This window comes from Enterococcus sp. DIV2371 (genome assembly GCF_050498525.1).
In the GTDB taxonomy this organism is placed as follows: domain Bacteria; phylum Bacillota; class Bacilli; order Lactobacillales; family Enterococcaceae; genus Enterococcus_B; species Enterococcus_B mangumiae.
Genome location: NZ_JBIPAJ010000001.1, coordinates 2,100,802 through 2,118,918, shown reverse-complemented (window position 1 = coordinate 2,118,918; position 18,117 = coordinate 2,100,802). Strand labels below are relative to the sequence as shown.

Genomic DNA, 18,117 nt, shown 5'->3' with positions numbered 1-18,117 from the left:
GTGCCTTAGTGCAGAACGCTTCTTTCACAACCTTTTCTTATGCTTTGCTATCTAAAAAGAGAATGCTATACTTAGAAAGGAACATATTTTTAGAAAGAGGTGTCAGCTTCATGTCTTGGAAACAAGTTTACGAGCAATGGGCAACTGAAGAATCATTAGAAGAAAATTTAAAAAAACAATTAAAAGAATTAAGTGAAAATCCTGAAAAATTAGAAGATGCGTTCTACGCACCTTTGGAATTTGGAACAGCAGGAATGCGCGGGATCTTAGGTCCTGGTATCAATCGAATGAACATCTATACAGTACGTCAAGCCACAGAAGGACTTGCGCAATTTATGGATGAACAAGGAACAGAAACCAAAAAACGTGGTGTGGCAATTGCTTATGATTCACGCCATCAATCGCCAGAATTTGCGATGGAAGCGGCGAAAACTTTAGCACAACATGGGATTCCATCTTTTGTGTTTGAAAGCTTACGTCCAACACCAGAGCTTTCTTTTGCAGTTCGTCATCTTAACGCGTTTGCAGGGATCATGGTTACAGCTTCTCATAATCCTGCGGCATATAACGGTTATAAAGTCTATGGCGAAGACGGTGGACAAATGCCACCTGCTGATGCAGACGCATTGACAAAATATGTCCGCAACGTAAGTAATCCATTGAAAGTGGAAGTTTTAGCGGAAGAACAAGCAAAAAATAGTGATTTGATCACGATCATCGGCGAAGAAATCGATCAAGCATACTTGGAAGAAATCAAAGCAGTGACGATCAATCATGAATTAGTAGAAACATTAGGGAAAGAGTTGAAGCTAGTCTTCACACCGTTACATGGTACAGGCAAAATGTTAGGCGAGCGTGCGTTGACTCAAGCAGGCTTTGAACAATTCGTTTTGGTTCCTGAACAAGCGGTCGCTGACCCAGATTTCACTACCGTCAAATCACCAAATCCAGAAGAACACTCTGCTTTTGAATATGCGATCCGTCTAGGCGAAAAAGAAGGCGCAGACCTACTGATCGCTACTGATCCGGATGCCGATCGACTAGGTGCAGCTGTGCGCTTGCCAGATGGTTCGTATAAAGTGCTGACAGGAAATCAAATCGGTGCATTGCTCGTTCAATATATTTTGGAAGCACATCAAGAAAAAGGAACGTTACCAGAAAATGCAGCAGTCTTGAAATCGATCGTTTCAAGTGAATTGCCAACAGCGATCGCCAAACATTACGGGGCAGAAATGATGAACGTCTTGACTGGCTTCAAATTTATTGCTGAAAAAATCCAACAATTTGAAGAGACAGACTCCCATACATTTATGTTTGGTTTTGAAGAAAGCTACGGCTATTTGGTCAAACCATTCGTTCGCGACAAAGATGCGATCCAAGCGCTATTATTATTAGCCGAAGTTGCAGCATTTTATAAAAAACAAGATAAGACGCTTTATGACGGCTTACAATCGATTTTTGAAACTTATGGCTACTATGCAGAAAAAACAATCTCAGTTACGATGAGTGGCCAAGAAGGTTCAGCGAAAATCGCCCAATTGATGGAGAAATTCAGAAACGATGCACCAACTGAATTTGCCGGAGCAAAAGTCTTACAAACAGAAGATTTCAAAGCACAAACAAGAACAGATGCAAATGGCCAGACAGAAAAATTGACGACACCACCTTCAGATGTCTTGAAATACACATTGGAGGAAGATGGTTGGATTGCGATCCGTCCTTCTGGAACTGAACCAAAAATCAAATTTTATATTGGTGTCAAAGGTGATTCAAATGAAGCAGCCCAAGAAAAAATCTCTGCGTTTGAAGCCAGCATCAAATCAATGACAGAAGAATAAATAGTTGAGACTGACGAAAAAAGTGGTACACTTTAGTAGTCAGTCTTTTTGACGGAGGTGAAGCTGTTGGCAATCAATCAACACATACAAGTAGATAAAGTGAGTCAACTATTCAAAGTATTAAGTGATCCGACACGTTTGAATATTTTACTTTATCTAAAAGATGGTGAAAAGAATGTTACGTCGATCAGTCAAGCAGTTCAAATGGAACAATCGGCTGTTTCCCATCAGTTACGTTTACTGCGTGAAAATCATGTGGTGAAATCCCGACGTGAAGGGAAAACGATCCTTTATAGTCTAGATGACTTCCACGTTTTGGATATTTTAGAGCAAACGATCAAGCATGTAGCGCATCAAAAAAATTAACTTGATAGACGAAAAACAGGATTTGATCCACGCATCAGCGGATTCAAATCCTGTTTTTATCATCTAAAGAGAGTTGAACTATTTTTCTTCAGATGTTTCCGTACCGTAATAGCTATGGTCTTCCAATTCCAACTCGTTTAATATCAATGAAGCCGTTTCTTCAATAGAAAGAGAGGCAACGTTGATGACCACACAACCTAATTTCTCATAAAGTTCATTGGCAAATTCCAGCTCTGCACGAATTTTTTCAATATCTGAATAAGCAGTATCCGGGTTAAGACCATACGAACGCATCCGTTCTTTACGAATGTTATTTAAAATATCTGGATTATTTGTTAAACCAACAATTTTTTTCGGATCGATTTCCCACAACTGTTTAGGGATATGTGCTTGTGGAATCAGCGGTAGATTCGCAACTTTTAGATTCTTATTGGCTAAAAACAAACTTAATGGTGTTTTAGAAGTTCTAGATACACCAAGTAAGACGACATCGGCTTCTAAAAAACCACGAGGATCTTTGCCATCATCGTATTTCACTGCAAATTCCATTGCTTTGATACGCTTGAAATAATTTTCATTCAAGAGATGAAGTGCTCCCGGTTGACGTGTCGGTTTGATGCCAGTCAAGCGCTCGATCTCGGCAATCGGAGGTGTCAATACATCAAAGCTGTATAACTTGTTTTTTTGACAAAACTCATTGGTCAGGTCGACTAATTCTTGATTGATCAAAGTATGAAGCACTAACGCTTTTTCTGCCAAGGCATCCGTTAGCGCACGCTGTAACGTATCCGGGTCTGTCACAAAAGTTCGTCGAAATAAACTAAATTCGATCGACGGGTATTGCGCCATCGTGGCTTGGGCTAATTTTGTCGCTGTTTCACCTGCGGAGTCTGAAATGACAAAGAAGGTAACGACTTCGTTTGATTCGGCAGTCATAAATAAAAAACCTCACTTGCTTTTTTTTTAGGTTTATTATACCATACTCAAGTATCCATACTTCGTAATCATTTTGATTTGGGGGATAATCATGAATAAACAAACATTGATCGAACAATCTTTAGAAACATTGAAAAATAACGGATTTAAATACACCAAAAAGCGGGAAGCATTGCTCGCTTATTTGATAAAACGCAATCGGTATGTCTCTGCAAAGGAAGTCTTTGATTATATGAGTCAGGAATTTAAAGGGGTCAGCTATGACACGATCTATCGTAATTTGCACGATTTTTCAGAGTTGGACCTTTTGGAAGAAACCGATTTAAATGGAGAGATGAAATTCCGTTTCCATTGTTGCCAAGGCGAGATCGGACACCATCATCACTTTATTTGTACCGTTTGTGGTGTGACAAAAGAAATCCATATGTGCCCAATGAATTACTTCGAAGAGCAATTAAGTGGATGTACCATTGAAGGGCATCGTTTTGAAATATTTGGTCGCTGTGAGAGCTGTCAATGATAATTTTCAATAAAATAACAATTGAATATTTAAAAAAAACATAAGATTCTCTTGACGGTCAAAACTGCATTAGCTATAATGTTTATAGAACAGTCTTGTTTCTTGAGATTAACATTTCAATAACAATTACGGTTACTTTTTAAGCTCGGAGGGAGGGAATTAATATGTCAAAAACAGTCGTTCGCAAAAACGAATCACTTGACGATGCTCTTCGTCGCTTCAAACGTTCCGTGTCAAAAGCGGGTACTTTACAAGAATCTCGTAAACGTGAATTCTACGAAAAACCAAGTGTAAAGCGTAAGAAAAAATCTGAAGCAGCTAGAAAACGCAAAAAATTCTAGTTCTTTGATGAATTGGAGTTGGTAGTGTGTCACTACTAAGTAGATTGAACGATGACATGAAGACAGCGATGAAAGCTAAAGATAAAGAATCTTTACAGGTGATTCGTATGATCAAGTCATCTATACAAAACGAGCAGATTAAAGAAGGTCACGACTTGACAGAAGAAGAAGAACTAACAGTGTTGTCTCGCGAAATGAAACAACGCCGTGATTCTTTGCATGAATTCGAGGAAGCTGGACGTGACGATTTAGCTGAAAAAGTGAAAAGTGAAATTGTGATAGTCGAAAAGTATATGCCAGAACAACTTTCTGAAGAAGAAATTCGACAACTTGTTCAAGATGCGATCACGCAAACAGGTGCTTCATCTGTAAAAGAATTTGGTAAAGTCATGGGAGTCATCATGCCTAAAGTCAAAGGAAAAGCAGATGGAAACCAAGTCAATGCTATCGTAAAAGAACTATTGCAGTCTTAATCTTAGCAAATGAAACTACGGACATGAAAATGTCCGTAGTTTTTTTGTGTTTCTATGAGAAATCCTCAATAAAACAGTTTTTTCCTTATCATATAAATTTTTGGCTCTTCGACAAGTAGTGTTGGTGAGTTCAAATTGAAAGAATTTCATCGTGAATCAATCTAAGCAGAAAGAAGCTTAGATTGATTCTTTTTTGTATTGGATTGGTCTTGAAAAACTAATCCTTGAATCAAGTAAATTCGGTCACGAAAATGGAGAAAGTTACGGTAACCATAAGCAACGCGTTTGATCACCTTGATTTTATTGTTTGTCCCTTCTAACGCCCCGTTACTATAGGGTGTTTGAAAGGCATTCGCGATGCCTGTTCTATATTTATTGAAGAAAGTGAGCTTCTTACGAAACCACTCAGGAAGTTGTGTATCTAAGGTGTTCACCACTTCGAAAAAGTAGTTCGTATCCTTTTGTTTATAATGATAAAGAAGGAGTTGGCAGGTGTCATAAGCCAGCTTCAAGGTGGAATCATAGCTTAGTAGTTCATCGACAATCGCTTTTTCAGTCATTGGTCGCTTAAAGGAATAATCATAACGGTAATGAGAGCTATTTAATAGATAAGAATCCTTTAGAAGCAACTTCCAGAAACGTTTGAATCGTTTGTACTTCAGGCGATCGATCTTGCGATACGTGTTCATGATTTGAATCCGTAAATGGTTCAATGACCGGTGGATATGTTGGATAATATGAAAGCGATCCGTGATAATTTGTGCATGGGGAAAAATACTTTTCGCTAATTCAAAATAAGGAGCGTTCATATCCATGACGATATATTGGACATTTTCTCTTGCTTGACGGGTGTAGCGAGAGAAATAGGTACGTAAATAAGCAAGTTTACGACTTTCAAGAAGACCTAGAATCTGATTGGTTTGGCCATCCATGAAGATAAAGCTCATTTTCCCAACACAAGATTTCATCGCTTTAAATTCATCAAAGCAAAGAACAGAAGGCAAGTAGTCAAAGCAGACTTTCACGTTCTTCACGGCTACTTTCATGATGCGTAAAATCGTTACATCCGATACGAAGTACCGGATGGCAATGTCTTTTCTACTAGAGTTGATCGCTAATTCTGCCATGATTTTTCGTTTCAAGTTGACAGAAATCGAACAATTTCGATCGACTAAAGAAGTTTCAGCGGAGAAAGTTGCGCCACACTCTTTACATAGAAAGCGAGTTTTTTTAAGACTTAAGACAGTTTTGTTTGAACGAATCGGCAGTAATTGAATCGTGGTTTGGTGAGTACCATACTTAATTACTTGTCCTTCGTTTTTAATCCCACATCTTGTACAGCAAGAGGGAGTGTAATCTAAGCGACCATGAATCACATGGGAGGTAATCCCTCCTTCTTTCTTTTCAGAAAGCCAATCTGTAGGGAAAATGATATTTTCATCTGTTAAACCGAGTAATTTTTTAGTATGATAGTCCATGGAGATATCCTTTCTTGATGAGTTGGTTTTGGTCGACTTAATTCTATCAATTTGGATATCTCTTTTACTATCTTTTTTTACAAAAAATAGTGTTAGCAGAAAACAAAATTGTTTTCCACCAACACTAGATATTATAGAACCAAATTTTTTTAAGTAATAAAGTACTGATTTTAATGTCTAGACCGCTTGATCAATCGTTGATTCTTATTTGTAACATCTTTTTGTAAAAACGTCGCATTTTATTCGCTATATAGTTTTTCGTGATTATGGTAGAATAGGTAGGAACGATTTGAAATAAAGGAGATGTCTATTTTTGACAGAAGAGTCTAGTTCTTTGGATATTAGATTAACAGCTGCTGATGATGTCAGTATGCTTTTAGGATCACATGATAAACATATCAAACTGATCGAAGAAACAACTGAAACGACGATCCATGCAAGAGGGGAAGTCATCCAGATCATCGGTGACGAAACCGATATTTCTTTGGCTGCTTCCGTGATTCGAACATTACAAGAATTGATCAAACGAGGAATCCATGTCAGTATGCCTGATGTAGTCACAGCATTAAAAATGGCGCAAAAAGGGACGCTGGATTATTTTGTTGAGATGTATGAACAAGAAATCGTCAAAGACCGGAACGGCAAACCGATCCGTGTCAAAAACAGCGGACAAAAAAAATACGTCGATTCTGTAGCAAAACATGATGTTGTCTTTGGTGTAGGACCAGCCGGCACCGGAAAAACATTTCTGGCTGTCGTACTAGCCATTGCTGCGTTGAAAAAAGGCGAAGTCCAAAAAATCATTTTGACTCGTCCAGCCGTTGAAGCAGGGGAGAATCTTGGTTTCTTACCAGGAGATTTAAAAGAGAAAGTCGACCCATACTTACGTCCCGTGTATGATGCCTTGTATCAAATTTTTGGATTAGATCATACGAATCGTTTGATGGAGCGAGGAATCATTGAAATTGCCCCACTTGCCTATATGCGTGGAAGAACCTTAGATGATGCTTTTGTCATTTTAGATGAGGCCCAAAATACGACGGTTGCCCAAATGAAAATGTTTTTGACTCGTCTTGGTTATCAGTCAAAAATGATCGTCAATGGGGATACGAGCCAGATCGATTTGCCAAAAGGGACAATGAGTGGATTGATCCATGCCGAACGAACACTCAAACAAATCAAAAAAATCGATTTTGTGAATTTTGAAGCTAGCGATGTCGTTCGTCACCCTGTCGTGGCAGAAATCATCAAAGCTTATGAAAAAGCGGATCTTCATCAGGAATAGCTTTTTTAGGAGGATTACCACATGTTGAACAAAATATTGCAGCACCTTCAAGCGAAACTAGGTAAAGCTGCTGCTCCATTTCTCTTATTGCTTTTCTTCATTTTGATGTGTGGGATAATGTTTAGCAGTGTAAAACAAAAGCCCAATGATTTTAGAGAAGGACAAGTAGCAGAAGAAAGTATCCGTGCCAATAAAACGATTGAGAACACGGAAGAAACAGAGCAAAAAAGGAAGTTAGCTGCTGAAGCGGTCACACCTGAATACACTTATCAAAGTGATCTAGCTTCTGAACAAGATCGTCGTATCAATCAACTATTTGTATTGATCAGGCGTGCCAATGACACGATCGACAAGCAATACGAAGAGAAAGTCAGTAAGGCAAAAGAAGATGAAAATGTACCAAAACCAACCGTAGAAGAACGGATAGCAGCTTTGAAACGAATATTTGAAAATTCAAATGCTGATGATGTCGCATTCTATCAGAAATTACCAAATAGTTTTTACTCAACGATCATGGATATGTCCGATAGTGAGATCACGACGATTCGTGATGAAAGCTTGAAATTGATCGACGAACAAATGAGTAAGCAAGTTCGAGAAAGTGATCTGGACAATTTCAAACAAGAAGCAGACGAGAAGATCCAATATTTGAATGTTTCGGCTGAACAACAAGAAATGATCCGTTACTTAGTGGATCAGGGAATCGTTGTCAATGACATTCTAAACGAGAAGCGGACAGAAGAATTGAAGCAAGAGGCACGAGATTCGATTCAACCTGTCATGATTTTCCAAGGGGAGATCATTGTTCGTGAAGGAAACCAGATCGATGCAACCGCGATGAAAAAGTTAGAATTGCTAGGGTTGACGAGTCAATCTACCTCAATTTTTCCACTTGTCGCAATGATTTTAGCGGTATTGTTACAAATTGGCGTGTTATTCTACAACTCACTCCAATATAAAGATCTATTCAAACGAACAGAATATATTCTTTTTTATGTGACAGCCATGTCCATCAGTATTTTATTGATGAAATTTTTCCAAGTCTTTCAAACAGAACAAGCAACTTATATTCCGCTGCTTTATCCAGCGGCGTTCGTACCGCTTGTGTTGAACTTTTTCCTAAATCGAAGAGCAGGTATCATGGCTGCGTTATTCCAGGCAGTTTCAGCGCTGTTCATTTTTTATAATTCGATTGGTACGAATTTCTTGACCGTTATTTTGATCTCGTATCTTTTTGCTGGCTTTTTAGCAGCGATCTTGAAGCGTCAACGGATTTCAGAACAATGGTTTCCAGCAATCATGTGGGTCGTTGTCTTTCCATTATTGATGGATGTCGTTCTAGTGGTTTATCAAGGAATGAGTTTTAGTGATGGTACGACTTGGTTGACGTTAGTGTGTGGTTTCATGGGTGCATTCCTATCTTATCTCTTGACGATCGGATTACATCCATATATCGAATTATTGGTAAATGACGACAGTGTGATCGTTTTGAATGAATTGAGTAATCCAAATCATCCATTGTTGAAGCAATTACTAGAAGAAGCACCCGGCACTTACCACCATAGTATGATGGTTGCAAATCTAAGTGCGAATGCAGTCGCTGAGATCGGCGGGCGGTCACTATTGACCCGAGTAGCTTGTTACTACCACGATATCGGCAAAATCAAACATGCTAGCTTTTTCGTCGAAAACCTGCCTTCTGGCGCAGAAAATCCGCATAATTTTTTACTTCCTGAAGATAGTAAACAGATTATTTTTGGGCATGTGACAGATGGCGCTAAAATTTTAGAAGAATACGATATGCCACAAATGGTGATCGATATTTGCAAGCAACATCATGGGACGACCTTGATGCGTTATTTCTACATCAAAGCAAAAGAACGTAACCCGGAAGTAACGGAAGAACAATTCCGTTATCCTGGACCAAGACCACAAACCCGCGAAGCTGGGATCGTCAATATTGCGGATAGTTGCGAAGCCGCTGTGCGAGCAATGGATCATCCGACGAGCGAAAAAATCCAGGCTTTTGTGCATAATTTGATTGAAGAACGAATTTCTGATGGACAGCTAGATGACAGTGGATTGACACTCAAAGAAATCCGCAAAGTGGAAAAATCCCTTGTTAGCGGCTTGAGCAGTACCTTCCATTCAAGGATCAAATACCCTAAGATGAAATCTGAAGCAGAAAAAATGAAACAAGAAAAAGAATAGCAAGAAGGAAGCGATGCCTAATGGATATTACATTTATCGATGAAACAAATACTGTATCTGAAACGAAAATCAAAGAAATCGAAGAACTTCTTCAATTTGCCGCAAAAAAACTTTCTTTATCAGATGAAACAGAAATGTCGGTCACGTTCATGGATAATCCGTCTATTCAGGAAATCAATCGTACGTACCGTGGCAAAGATGCACCAACTGATGTGATCAGTTTTGCATTAGAAGATGAGGTTGAAGATGAGATCCCGGTGATTTTTGAAGAGGACGATGAGCCAATGCCTCGTGTGTTAGGCGATATCATGATCTCGATCGATCGAGCAAAAGAACAAGCAGAAGAATACGGTCATTCCTATGATCGTGAATTAGGATTCTTAGCCGTGCATGGCTTTTTACACATCAATGGCTATGATCACATGACACCTGAAGATGAAGCGGAAATGTTTGGACTACAGAAAGAGATTTTAGATGCTTATGGACTTAAAAGGTAGAAAAGAAGAACAAAAGGCAGATAAAAACAAACATTTTTGGATGTCAGTGGAGTTTGCTTTACAAGGCGTTAAAACAGTTTTCGATGAAGAACGAAATATGAAGAAACACGTTGCTTTTGGCATCATTGCATTGCTGATGGGCGTCGTCTTTCAGTTGGACCGAATGGAGTGGCTCTGGTTGCTCCTTTCAGTCTTTCTCGTATGGATCGTTGAGATCATGAATACTGTGTTTGAAAATGTAGTCGATATGTTCACAGACTTCCATTTTCATCCAATTGGAAAAAAAATCAAAGATATGGCAGCTGGTGCGGTGCTTTTGACAGCTTGTTTTGCTGTGATCGTCGGGATCATTTTATTTGGTCCAAAAATCTATCAACTGTTTTTTAATTAAAAGGAGAGTAACTATGTCAGAACATAAATCTGGATTTGTCGCAATCGTTGGGCGACCAAATGTTGGTAAGTCCACATTGCTTAATCGGATCGTTGGTCAAAAAATCGCGATCATGAGTGATAAAGCGCAAACGACGAGAAATAAGATTCAAGGAGTATATACGACTCCTGAAGCGCAATTGATCTTCATTGATACACCAGGGATCCATAAGCCAAAACATCGCTTAGGTGATTTCATGGTAGAAACAGCCTATAGTGCATTACGTGAAGTCGATGCGGTATTATTTATGATCAGCGCCGATCAAAAAAGAGGAAAAGGTGACGATTTTATCATCGAACGATTGAAAAATGTTCAATCACCGGTATATTTGGTCATCAATAAGATCGATAAGGTTCATCCTGATGAGCTATTGGGAATCATTGAAGATTATTCGACACAAATGGACTTTGCACAAGTGGTGCCGATTTCTGCTACAGAAGGAAACAATGTGGAGCGTTTGATGGATGTTTTAGTGGATGAAATGCCTGAAGGGCCACAATATTTCCCTGACGATCAAGTGACAGACCATCCAGAGTACTTTATCGTTTCTGAATTGATCCGAGAAAAAGTTTTATTCTTAACACGAGATGAAGTCCCGCATTCAGTTGCAGTAGTGATCGACACAATGAAACGCAATGAGAACAATAAAATCCATATCCAAGCGACGATCATCGTGGAGCGCGATAGTCAAAAAGGGATCATTATCGGCAAAGGCGGTAAGATGCTGAAGGATATCGGCACAAAAGCACGAAGAGATATTGAGAACCTGTTGGGGGATAAAGTCTTTTTAGAGCTTTGGGTCAAAGTCCAAAAAGATTGGCGAGACAAGCGAGTTTATTTACAAGATTTTGGGTATCGTCAAGACGAGTACTAAACAAGGTTGTGAGAAAGCTGGTCAACTCCGAGTATTAAGAAAGAATTTGAGAAAATAGCTTCTCATATTTTTTCAAATTTTGGCTTAATATCGTAGGAGTTAGCTTTCGAACACCGTTTATCTAGTTGTAGCGTAAAAGATCAATAAGTCATGGAAGCAATTAAGACAAAAAGAGCCTAGTAATTTTGTCTTAGATGCTCGCATGACTTTTTCCTACTTTCTTGCTTATTAAAAAAGCAGTCGATGTTTAAATCAGAGGAGGCGTGACGATGAGTCAGCTTGCAGAATCAAAAGGGATCATCCTTTCAAGCCGGAACTACAAGGAAAAAGATAAATTAGTTAAGATATTTACAGAATCGGCAGGTAAAATGATGTTTTACGTCAAGGGAATCCATCGTCAAAATCAGCCGATCGCGCCGGCTTTGCTCCCTTTTACGGAAGCAGTCTATATCGGTCATTTTCATAATGAAGGATTGTCCTTTGTTAACAGCGTGAAAGATGTCCATTCGTTTCGTAAGATCCAAGAAGATATCTTTCTTAGCGGTTATGGGACGTACTTGTTGAACTTAGTCGATGCGGCAATCGAGGATCGACAATATGATCCCAATCTGTTTCAATTTACCCATCAAGCACTACAACGTATGGATCAAGGGGATGACCCAGAGATCATTACCAACATCTTTGAGATCCAATTGTTGCAACGCTTTGGGATCTCGCCAGTTTGGACGCATTGTGCGGTATGTGGGCAGACTCAAGGAAAATTTGATTACTCATCAAAATATGGCGGTGTCTTATGTGAAAACCACTGGGAGTTAGATCATCATCGCTATCATGCCGACCCGCGAGCAGTCTACTTTGTACGGATGTTTTCGGCGATTTCGTATGATCGTATCAGTGGGATCAATGTCAAAGAAGAAACGAAGCAAAAAATTCGTCAATTGATCGATCTGCTATATGAAGAATACGTCGGGATCCATTTAAAAAGTAAAAAATTTATCGATCAAATGAAAAGTTGGGAGCATATCATGAAACCAGCGAATGATCGAAATCAGGAGAAGCCCACCGAAGAATGATCGGTAAATTGAAACAAAGCACTTTTTTTCAAAAATATTTGACAAAGTAGCTAGTTACCGTCTATTATAAAGCCTAGATAGTAACGATTATTTTTTCAATAGATGAGTGTAACTGATGAAGTACATTCAATAATCAAATACGTACGATGATCAAGATCAGTAGGAAATCATGTGGCACAAGCGAGTTCGGGAGAGTGTGAGCCGGATGCAAACGATTTTTGAAGAGGCACTTGTGAGTACGATCAACGAAGCTGCCGAGTGACTCGGAAGTAGGGTGGAACCGCGAACATTTTCGTCCCTATGTTTGTTTATGCAAACATAGGGACTTTTTTTGTTACTATTTTTGATTCTTGGTTAAGATGAAAGGGGTAATTTTATGAGTAAGAAGCAAACAGTTCAAGAAATGATTTTGACATTACAAAAATTTTGGTCTTCAAACGGTTGTATGCTGATGCAAGCATACGATACAGAAAAAGGGGCGGGCACAATGAGCCCATATACTTTCTTGCGAGCAATCGGTCCAGAGCCGTGGAATGCTGCATATGTTGAGCCGTCACGTCGACCAGCCGATGGTCGTTATGGCGAAAACCCTAACCGTTTGTACCAACATCATCAATTCCAAGTCGTAATGAAGCCATCACCAGAAAATATCCAAGAACTTTATTTGGAAAGCTTGCGACTATTAGGGATCGATCCGTTGGAACATGATATCCGCTTTGTTGAAGATAACTGGGAAAATCCTTCGATGGGCTGTGCCGGTGTTGGTTGGGAAGTTTGGTTAGACGGTATGGAGATCACTCAATTTACGTACTTCCAACAAGTTGGGGGCTTGCCTTGTAAACCAGTCACTTCAGAAATCACTTATGGATTGGAACGCTTAGCTTCTTACATCCAAGAAGTTGAAAGTGTCTATGATCTTGAATGGTCAGCAGGTGTCAAATATGGAGAGATCTTCAAACAACCAGAATACGAACACTCAAAATATTCATTTGAAGTCAGTGATCAAGAATTACTGTTAAGCAACTTTGACCGTTTTGAAAAAGAAGCGAAACGTTGCATTGAAGAAAATCTGGTTCATCCAGCATATGATTATATCTTGAAATGCAGCCATACGTTCAATCTATTAGATGCCCGTGGTGCGGTATCTGTGACTGAGCGTGCCGGTTACTTGGCACGTATTCGTAATATGGCGAAATCTGTAGCAAAAATCTTTGTCGCAGAACGTGAAAAACTTGGATTCCCACTGCTGAACGATCAAACAGAAAAATCAACGACCGTTAAGGAGGCTGAATAAGATGGCTAAAGACTTATTATTAGAAATCGGCTTGGAAGAAATGCCCGCGCATGTAGTGACACCGAGCATGAAACAATTAGAAGAAAAAGCAGCAGCTTTTTTAACAGCCAATCAATTGACTTACGATGCAATTGAGACATTCTCTACACCACGTCGTTTGGCGATCAAAGTAACAAACGTACCCGAACGTCAAGCGGATAGTGAAGAAGAAGTAAAAGGACCTGCGAAAAAAATTGCTTTAGACGCAGAAGGTAACTGGTCTAAAGCAGCGCAAGGATTTGTTCGTGGACAAGGAGTGACAACAGACGATATCACTTTCCGAGAAATCAAAGGCGTAGAATACGTTTATGTCACGAAATATACACAAGGAAAACCAGCCATCGAAGTCTTAACAGGACTGATCGATGTGATTAAAAGTATGACATTCCCTGTCACGATGCACTGGTCTTCATTTGACTTTGAATACATCCGCCCAATTCACTGGATCGTGGCTTTATTAGGAGAAGACGTCATCCCATTTGAATTTTTAGATGTGAAAACTGGACGTACTTCTCGTGGGCATCGTTTCTTAGGAGAAGAAGTCACATTTGCCCATCCAGGGGAGTATGAAGAAAAACTATCTGAGCAATTTGTGATTGCCTCTCCACAAAAGAGAAGAGAAATGATCATGGAACAAGCCACTCAATTATCAACAGAAAATGACTGGCATATCGATTTTGATGAAGACCTACTTGAAGAAGTCAATAATCTAGTGGAGTATCCAACAGTCTTTGCCGGTGACTTTGAAGAAAAATATTTGTCTGTGCCTGAAGAAGTTCTTTTGACTTCAATGAAGGAACATCAACGCTATTTTGATGTGCGAAATGCGAAAGGACAACTATTGCCACACTTTATCGCTGTACGAAACGGCGATCGTGTGAAGTTAGATAACGTTGTTCGTGGGAATCAAAAAGTATTGACTGCTCGTTTAGAAGATGCGGAATTCTTTTACAATGAAGATAAAAAATTCCCGATCGAACATTATGTCAATAAATTGAAATCAGTCACTTTCCATGAAAAAATCGGTAGCATTTATGAAAAAATGCAACGTGTACAAGTGATTTCATCAGTGATTGGTCAATCAGTCGGTTTATCTTCAGAAGAACTTTCTGACTTACAACGTGCAGGAGAAATCTACAAGTTTGACCTAGTCACGAACATGGTTGGCGAATTCCCAGAACTTCAAGGGATCATGGGTGAAAAATATGCGTTGTTGCACGGAGAAAATCCAGCAGTTGCGACAGCGATCCGGGAACACTACTTGCCGATCGCCAGTGAAGGTGAACTACCAGAAACAGCTGTTGGTGCGGTCTTAGCGATTGCGGATAAACTAGATAGTATTTTCTCTTTCTTCACTGTAGGAATGATACCAAGCGGATCAAACGATCCATACGCATTACGTCGTCAAGCCTATGGTATCGTTCGAATCATTGAAGAAAAACAGTGGGCGTTCCCATTGGCACAATTACAACAAGAAGTAAATGATGCAATCAATGAAAACCAAGAGCGTTTTGGTTTAGCATTTGTTCAAGGAAATGACGTCATTGACTTTATCAAAGGACGTTTGCGCCAACGTTTGGTAACAAAAGCCATTCGCCATGATGTGATCGATGCTGTCTTGAATGCAAAAGAAAGCAATTTGACTACAGTATTTGCAGCAGCACGTCTATTGAAAGAACGTCTACAAGATGAAAACTTCAAACCATCAATGGAAGCTTTGACACGTGTGATGAATCTAGCGAAAAAAGCGGAAGGCACGACAGTTGAAGTAGATCCAAGCTTATTTGAAAATGAAGCAGAAAAAGCATTGTATGCAGCGGTCGAAGAAGTGAAAGCTCAGTTTGCTGAACGGACACTCAAAGAGAATTATGACCAATTAGTTAGCTTGAGACCAGTTATCGATCAGTATTTCGATCAAACGATGGTAATGGTCGAAGATGAAGCTGTCCGCAATAATCGTCTAGCGCAGTTACAAGAAATTGCTGATATGGCATTAAGTATTGCAAGTCTAGATCAAATCATTACAAAGTAAAGCCAAGTAGAGCAAAAAGAGTCTGGGATGTTTACACATCCCAAACTCTTTTATTTTTTACGTTGTTGTTTGCCAGCATTACGCCCGCTAGTATTGTTTCTATTCGCTGTTGCTTGTGAATTGATTTTTTTCGTTGATTTCGTTGTTTCTTCAGGTGTCACATCTTTTCGAGGTGTCACGACTTGTTTCGGTGGATTTTGTTTTAATTCTTCTGCCACCTGTGCTTTTAGTCGTGGTTTCATGATGACATTTGTAATAAATGTTTGGAGACAACTAAAGATACCGCCGACTACCCAGTAAAGTGTTACTCCGGCAGGGGCACTGATCGACATGAAAACGATCATCGCTGGCGACACGATCAACATCGTACGCATTGTTTTCTTTTGCTCTTCAGGAATACCGATCGTTGAGATATATCCTTGGAGCAAGTAAGCGATCCCTGCGATCGCAACTAAAACTAAACTTGGATTTCCTAGATCAATACCATAAAAAGTCGATTCACGGATACCTTCTGTGTAACGAGCAGTAAAGTACAGCGCTGAGAAGATCGGCATTTGGATCAATAAAGGTAAACAACCGATACCACCAGTCATACTTAAACCATTTTCGCGATAGACTTGTTGCATTTCTGCTTGTGCAGCCATTTGTTCTTCACGTGTCGTTGCCGCTTTTAATTTTTCTTGGGCGGCACTGACTTGAGGTTTCAATGCTTGCATTTTTTCAGACTGGATCATTGTTTTTTTCGATTGACTGATTCCTAAAGGTAAAATGATGATTCGGACGATCACAGTCATCAAGATAACAGCCCAACCGTATGACCAGTTGAAATTCTGCACGAGATATGTAATCGCTTGTCCCATAGGTTGCACGAGTACTCGATAAATGATCCCAGATGTATCAGGGTTTCCGTCAGCATCCATTCTGACACAGCCAGATAAGAAAAGTAAGAGTGTTACAAGACCAGAACCTAGTAACCAGTTTTTCCATTTATTCATAAAATACTTCCTCTTTTAAAATTTTTACACAAGCTTAACTATACTAAAAATATGTGAATAATTCAATGAACTTCATAGAAAATTCAAATAATCCTCGTAAGACGAGTCAATCAAGTGAAGGTACATGATCACATACAATTAAAAAACACGAGCCTTCGCTATTTTTAGTAGACCGCTGCCAAAATTAGGAGATAGGGATAGACGAATCACTAAGTTTAGCCAATCACATCGAATTTTTTACGTTCCTCCATCATCGGATGTTCTTGCAGATCGACATATTGGACACGACCGCTTGGACTAGGTGACTGCTTGACTTCTTTAATGAACTGATCAATAACTGATTCCTCGCCAGCGGCTTCGATCGTCACCGAACCATCTTCTTCGTTCTTAACTGTACCAGTCACACCTAATTGATCAGCCACCATTTTCGTCATATAGCGAAAACCAACACCTTGGACACGACCTTGTACATTCATTTTTACCTTTTTCATCTAAAGCACCACTCTTTCCTTTAGTTATAAATTTATGATAACGATTTTTTCAAAAACTAACAAGCTCCAAGATTGATTCCATGCTATAATAAAGTGAGGTGGAAAAACGTGAAAAAAATTCAATCAGCAAAAAATCCTAGAATCAAGGAATTAAAAAAATTACATAAAAAGAAGCACCGTGAAGAAGGTCAGGAATACCTGCTTGAAGGGTTCCATTTGATCGAAGAAGCTGTGAACTCCCAAGTTATACCGAAAGAAATCTTTCTGACAGAAAAAGGCTGGTCAGAGTGGGGGGCATGGGTCGAGCAACACGCATTGAATCACTTCTTAGTCACGGATGAAGTGATGGCAGCGATTTCTGACTTACCGACACCACAAGGAATCGTGGCAGTAATGCCATTAGAAGTCAGCCAGTCATCAATCGATACCGGCGGCTGGTTGCTATTAGACAATGTCCAAGATCCTGGAAATGTCGGAACAATGATCCGTACAGCCGATGCGTTTGGTTTAGCCGGCGTCATCTTGGGTAAAGGAACAGCTGATATTTATAGCACCAAAGTATTGAGAAGTATGCAAGGAAGCAATTACCATTTACCCGTCATCGTGCAAGAATTAGACGCACTCATACCTGAATTAAAAGCAAAAGGGTTTGCGATTTATGGAACAGAACTCAATGAAGAGGCAATTTCTTTACCTGAAGTCATTCCAACAAAAAATTATGTGATCATTATGGGGAATGAAGGACAAGGGGTGCGATCAGAGTTGCTAGCGTTGACCGATAAAAATATCTATATCCCAATGAATGGGCATGCCGAATCATTGAATGTCGGTGTTGCTACGGGGATATTGTTGTATCATCTCTCTTCTTGATTAAGGAACTATTAAGCTTTTTGGATTTTTAGTCAACCTCACTAGAATATTCCGAACGCGAGTGATATACTATG

18 protein-coding genes are annotated in these 18,117 nt (G+C 39.5%); 14 read left to right on the top strand and 4 right to left on the bottom strand.

The window, feature by feature from the left end:
• Positions 1-110 precede the first annotated feature (110 nt).
• Complete coding sequence (locus IGL24_RS09860) at positions 111-1,838, top strand: phospho-sugar mutase (RefSeq protein WP_207700099.1); 1,728 nt, start codon at positions 111-113, stop codon at positions 1,836-1,838.
• A 66-nt stretch (positions 1,839-1,904) separates the two neighbouring features.
• Complete coding sequence (locus IGL24_RS09855) at positions 1,905-2,204, top strand: ArsR/SmtB family transcription factor (protein WP_206856292.1); 300 nt, start codon at positions 1,905-1,907, stop codon at positions 2,202-2,204.
• A 78-nt stretch (positions 2,205-2,282) separates the two neighbouring features.
• Here IGL24_RS09855 and IGL24_RS09850 read toward each other — a convergent pair whose 3' ends face one another.
• Positions 2,283-3,140 carry a pyruvate, water dikinase regulatory protein gene (locus tag IGL24_RS09850; protein WP_206856290.1) on the bottom strand — a complete coding sequence of 286 codons (858 nt, stop codon included), beginning with the start codon at positions 3,138-3,140 and terminating at the stop codon, positions 2,283-2,285.
• 91 nt (positions 3,141-3,231) lie between these two features.
• On the opposite strand from IGL24_RS09850, the gene IGL24_RS09845 reads away from it, so the two are divergent.
• From IGL24_RS09845 to IGL24_RS09835, 3 genes are all read left to right on the top strand, one after another.
• Entirely contained in the window at positions 3,232-3,660 is a 429-nt protein-coding gene (locus IGL24_RS09845; RefSeq protein WP_206856288.1) for a Fur family transcriptional regulator, read from the top strand.
• Positions 3,661-3,824: 164 nt separating this feature from the next.
• A complete protein-coding gene (gene rpsU, locus IGL24_RS09840) occupies positions 3,825-4,001 on the top strand; it encodes a 30S ribosomal protein S21 (RefSeq protein ID WP_002356740.1) in 177 nt (58 codons plus the stop codon).
• Between the two features lie 26 nt (positions 4,002-4,027).
• Positions 4,028-4,474 (top strand): GatB/YqeY domain-containing protein, encoded by a 447-nt coding sequence (locus IGL24_RS09835; protein ID WP_207114926.1) that lies wholly within the window; start codon positions 4,028-4,030, stop codon positions 4,472-4,474.
• A gap of 161 nt (positions 4,475-4,635) precedes the next feature.
• Here IGL24_RS09835 and IGL24_RS09830 read toward each other — a convergent pair whose 3' ends face one another.
• The gene (locus IGL24_RS09830; RefSeq protein ID WP_429966297.1) at positions 4,636-5,952 is read right to left on the bottom strand and encodes an ISL3 family transposase; all 1,317 of its coding nucleotides are present in this window, start codon (positions 5,950-5,952) and stop codon (positions 4,636-4,638) included.
• A gap of 313 nt (positions 5,953-6,265) precedes the next feature.
• Here IGL24_RS09830 and IGL24_RS09825 point away from each other — a divergent pair, with 313 nt between their 5' ends.
• From IGL24_RS09825 to glyS, 8 genes are all read left to right on the top strand, one after another.
• Positions 6,266-7,237 (top strand): PhoH family protein, encoded by a 972-nt coding sequence (locus IGL24_RS09825; protein ID WP_207114925.1) that lies wholly within the window; start codon positions 6,266-6,268, stop codon positions 7,235-7,237.
• Between the two features lie 21 nt (positions 7,238-7,258).
• Positions 7,259-9,448, top strand: a complete 2,190-nt coding sequence (locus tag IGL24_RS09820; protein WP_206856279.1) for an HD family phosphohydrolase — start codon at positions 7,259-7,261, stop codon at positions 9,446-9,448.
• Positions 9,449-9,468: 20 nt separating this feature from the next.
• Positions 9,469-9,945, top strand: coding sequence for an rRNA maturation RNase YbeY (ybeY, locus tag IGL24_RS09815; RefSeq protein WP_206856277.1), 477 nt, complete (start codon positions 9,469-9,471; stop codon positions 9,943-9,945).
• Positions 9,923-10,336, top strand: coding sequence for a diacylglycerol kinase family protein (locus tag IGL24_RS09810; protein ID WP_206856274.1), 414 nt, complete (start codon positions 9,923-9,925; stop codon positions 10,334-10,336). The genes ybeY and IGL24_RS09810 overlap by 23 nt, the downstream gene beginning before the upstream one ends.
• Positions 10,337-10,349: 13 nt before the next feature.
• A complete protein-coding gene (gene era, locus IGL24_RS09805) occupies positions 10,350-11,249 on the top strand; it encodes a GTPase Era (RefSeq protein WP_206856271.1) in 900 nt (299 codons plus the stop codon).
• 269 nt (positions 11,250-11,518) lie between these two features.
• Positions 11,519-12,322: a DNA repair protein RecO gene (recO, locus tag IGL24_RS09800; protein WP_207114924.1), complete on the top strand. Its 804-nt coding sequence runs from the start codon at positions 11,519-11,521 to the stop codon at positions 12,320-12,322.
• A 376-nt stretch (positions 12,323-12,698) separates the two neighbouring features.
• On the top strand, positions 12,699-13,616 hold the full coding sequence (glyQ, locus tag IGL24_RS09795) for a glycine--tRNA ligase subunit alpha (RefSeq protein ID WP_207114923.1): 918 nt from the start codon (positions 12,699-12,701) through the stop codon (positions 13,614-13,616).
• Position 13,617: 1 nt separating this feature from the next.
• The gene (gene glyS, locus IGL24_RS09790) at positions 13,618-15,687 is read left to right on the top strand and encodes a glycine--tRNA ligase subunit beta (RefSeq protein WP_429968438.1); all 2,070 of its coding nucleotides are present in this window, start codon (positions 13,618-13,620) and stop codon (positions 15,685-15,687) included.
• 50 nt (positions 15,688-15,737) lie between these two features.
• Here glyS and yidC read toward each other — a convergent pair whose 3' ends face one another.
• On the bottom strand, positions 15,738-16,682 hold the full coding sequence (gene yidC, locus IGL24_RS09785) for a membrane protein insertase YidC (RefSeq protein ID WP_207699820.1): 945 nt from the start codon (positions 16,680-16,682) through the stop codon (positions 15,738-15,740).
• A gap of 215 nt (positions 16,683-16,897) precedes the next feature.
• Positions 16,898-17,173, bottom strand: coding sequence for an acylphosphatase (locus IGL24_RS09780; protein ID WP_207114920.1), 276 nt, complete (start codon positions 17,171-17,173; stop codon positions 16,898-16,900).
• Positions 17,174-17,281: 108 nt separating this feature from the next.
• Here IGL24_RS09780 and IGL24_RS09775 point away from each other — a divergent pair, with 108 nt between their 5' ends.
• Positions 17,282-18,043 carry a TrmH family RNA methyltransferase gene (locus IGL24_RS09775; RefSeq protein WP_207699819.1) on the top strand — a complete coding sequence of 254 codons (762 nt, stop codon included), beginning with the start codon at positions 17,282-17,284 and terminating at the stop codon, positions 18,041-18,043.
• Positions 18,044-18,117: the final 74 nt, after the last annotated feature.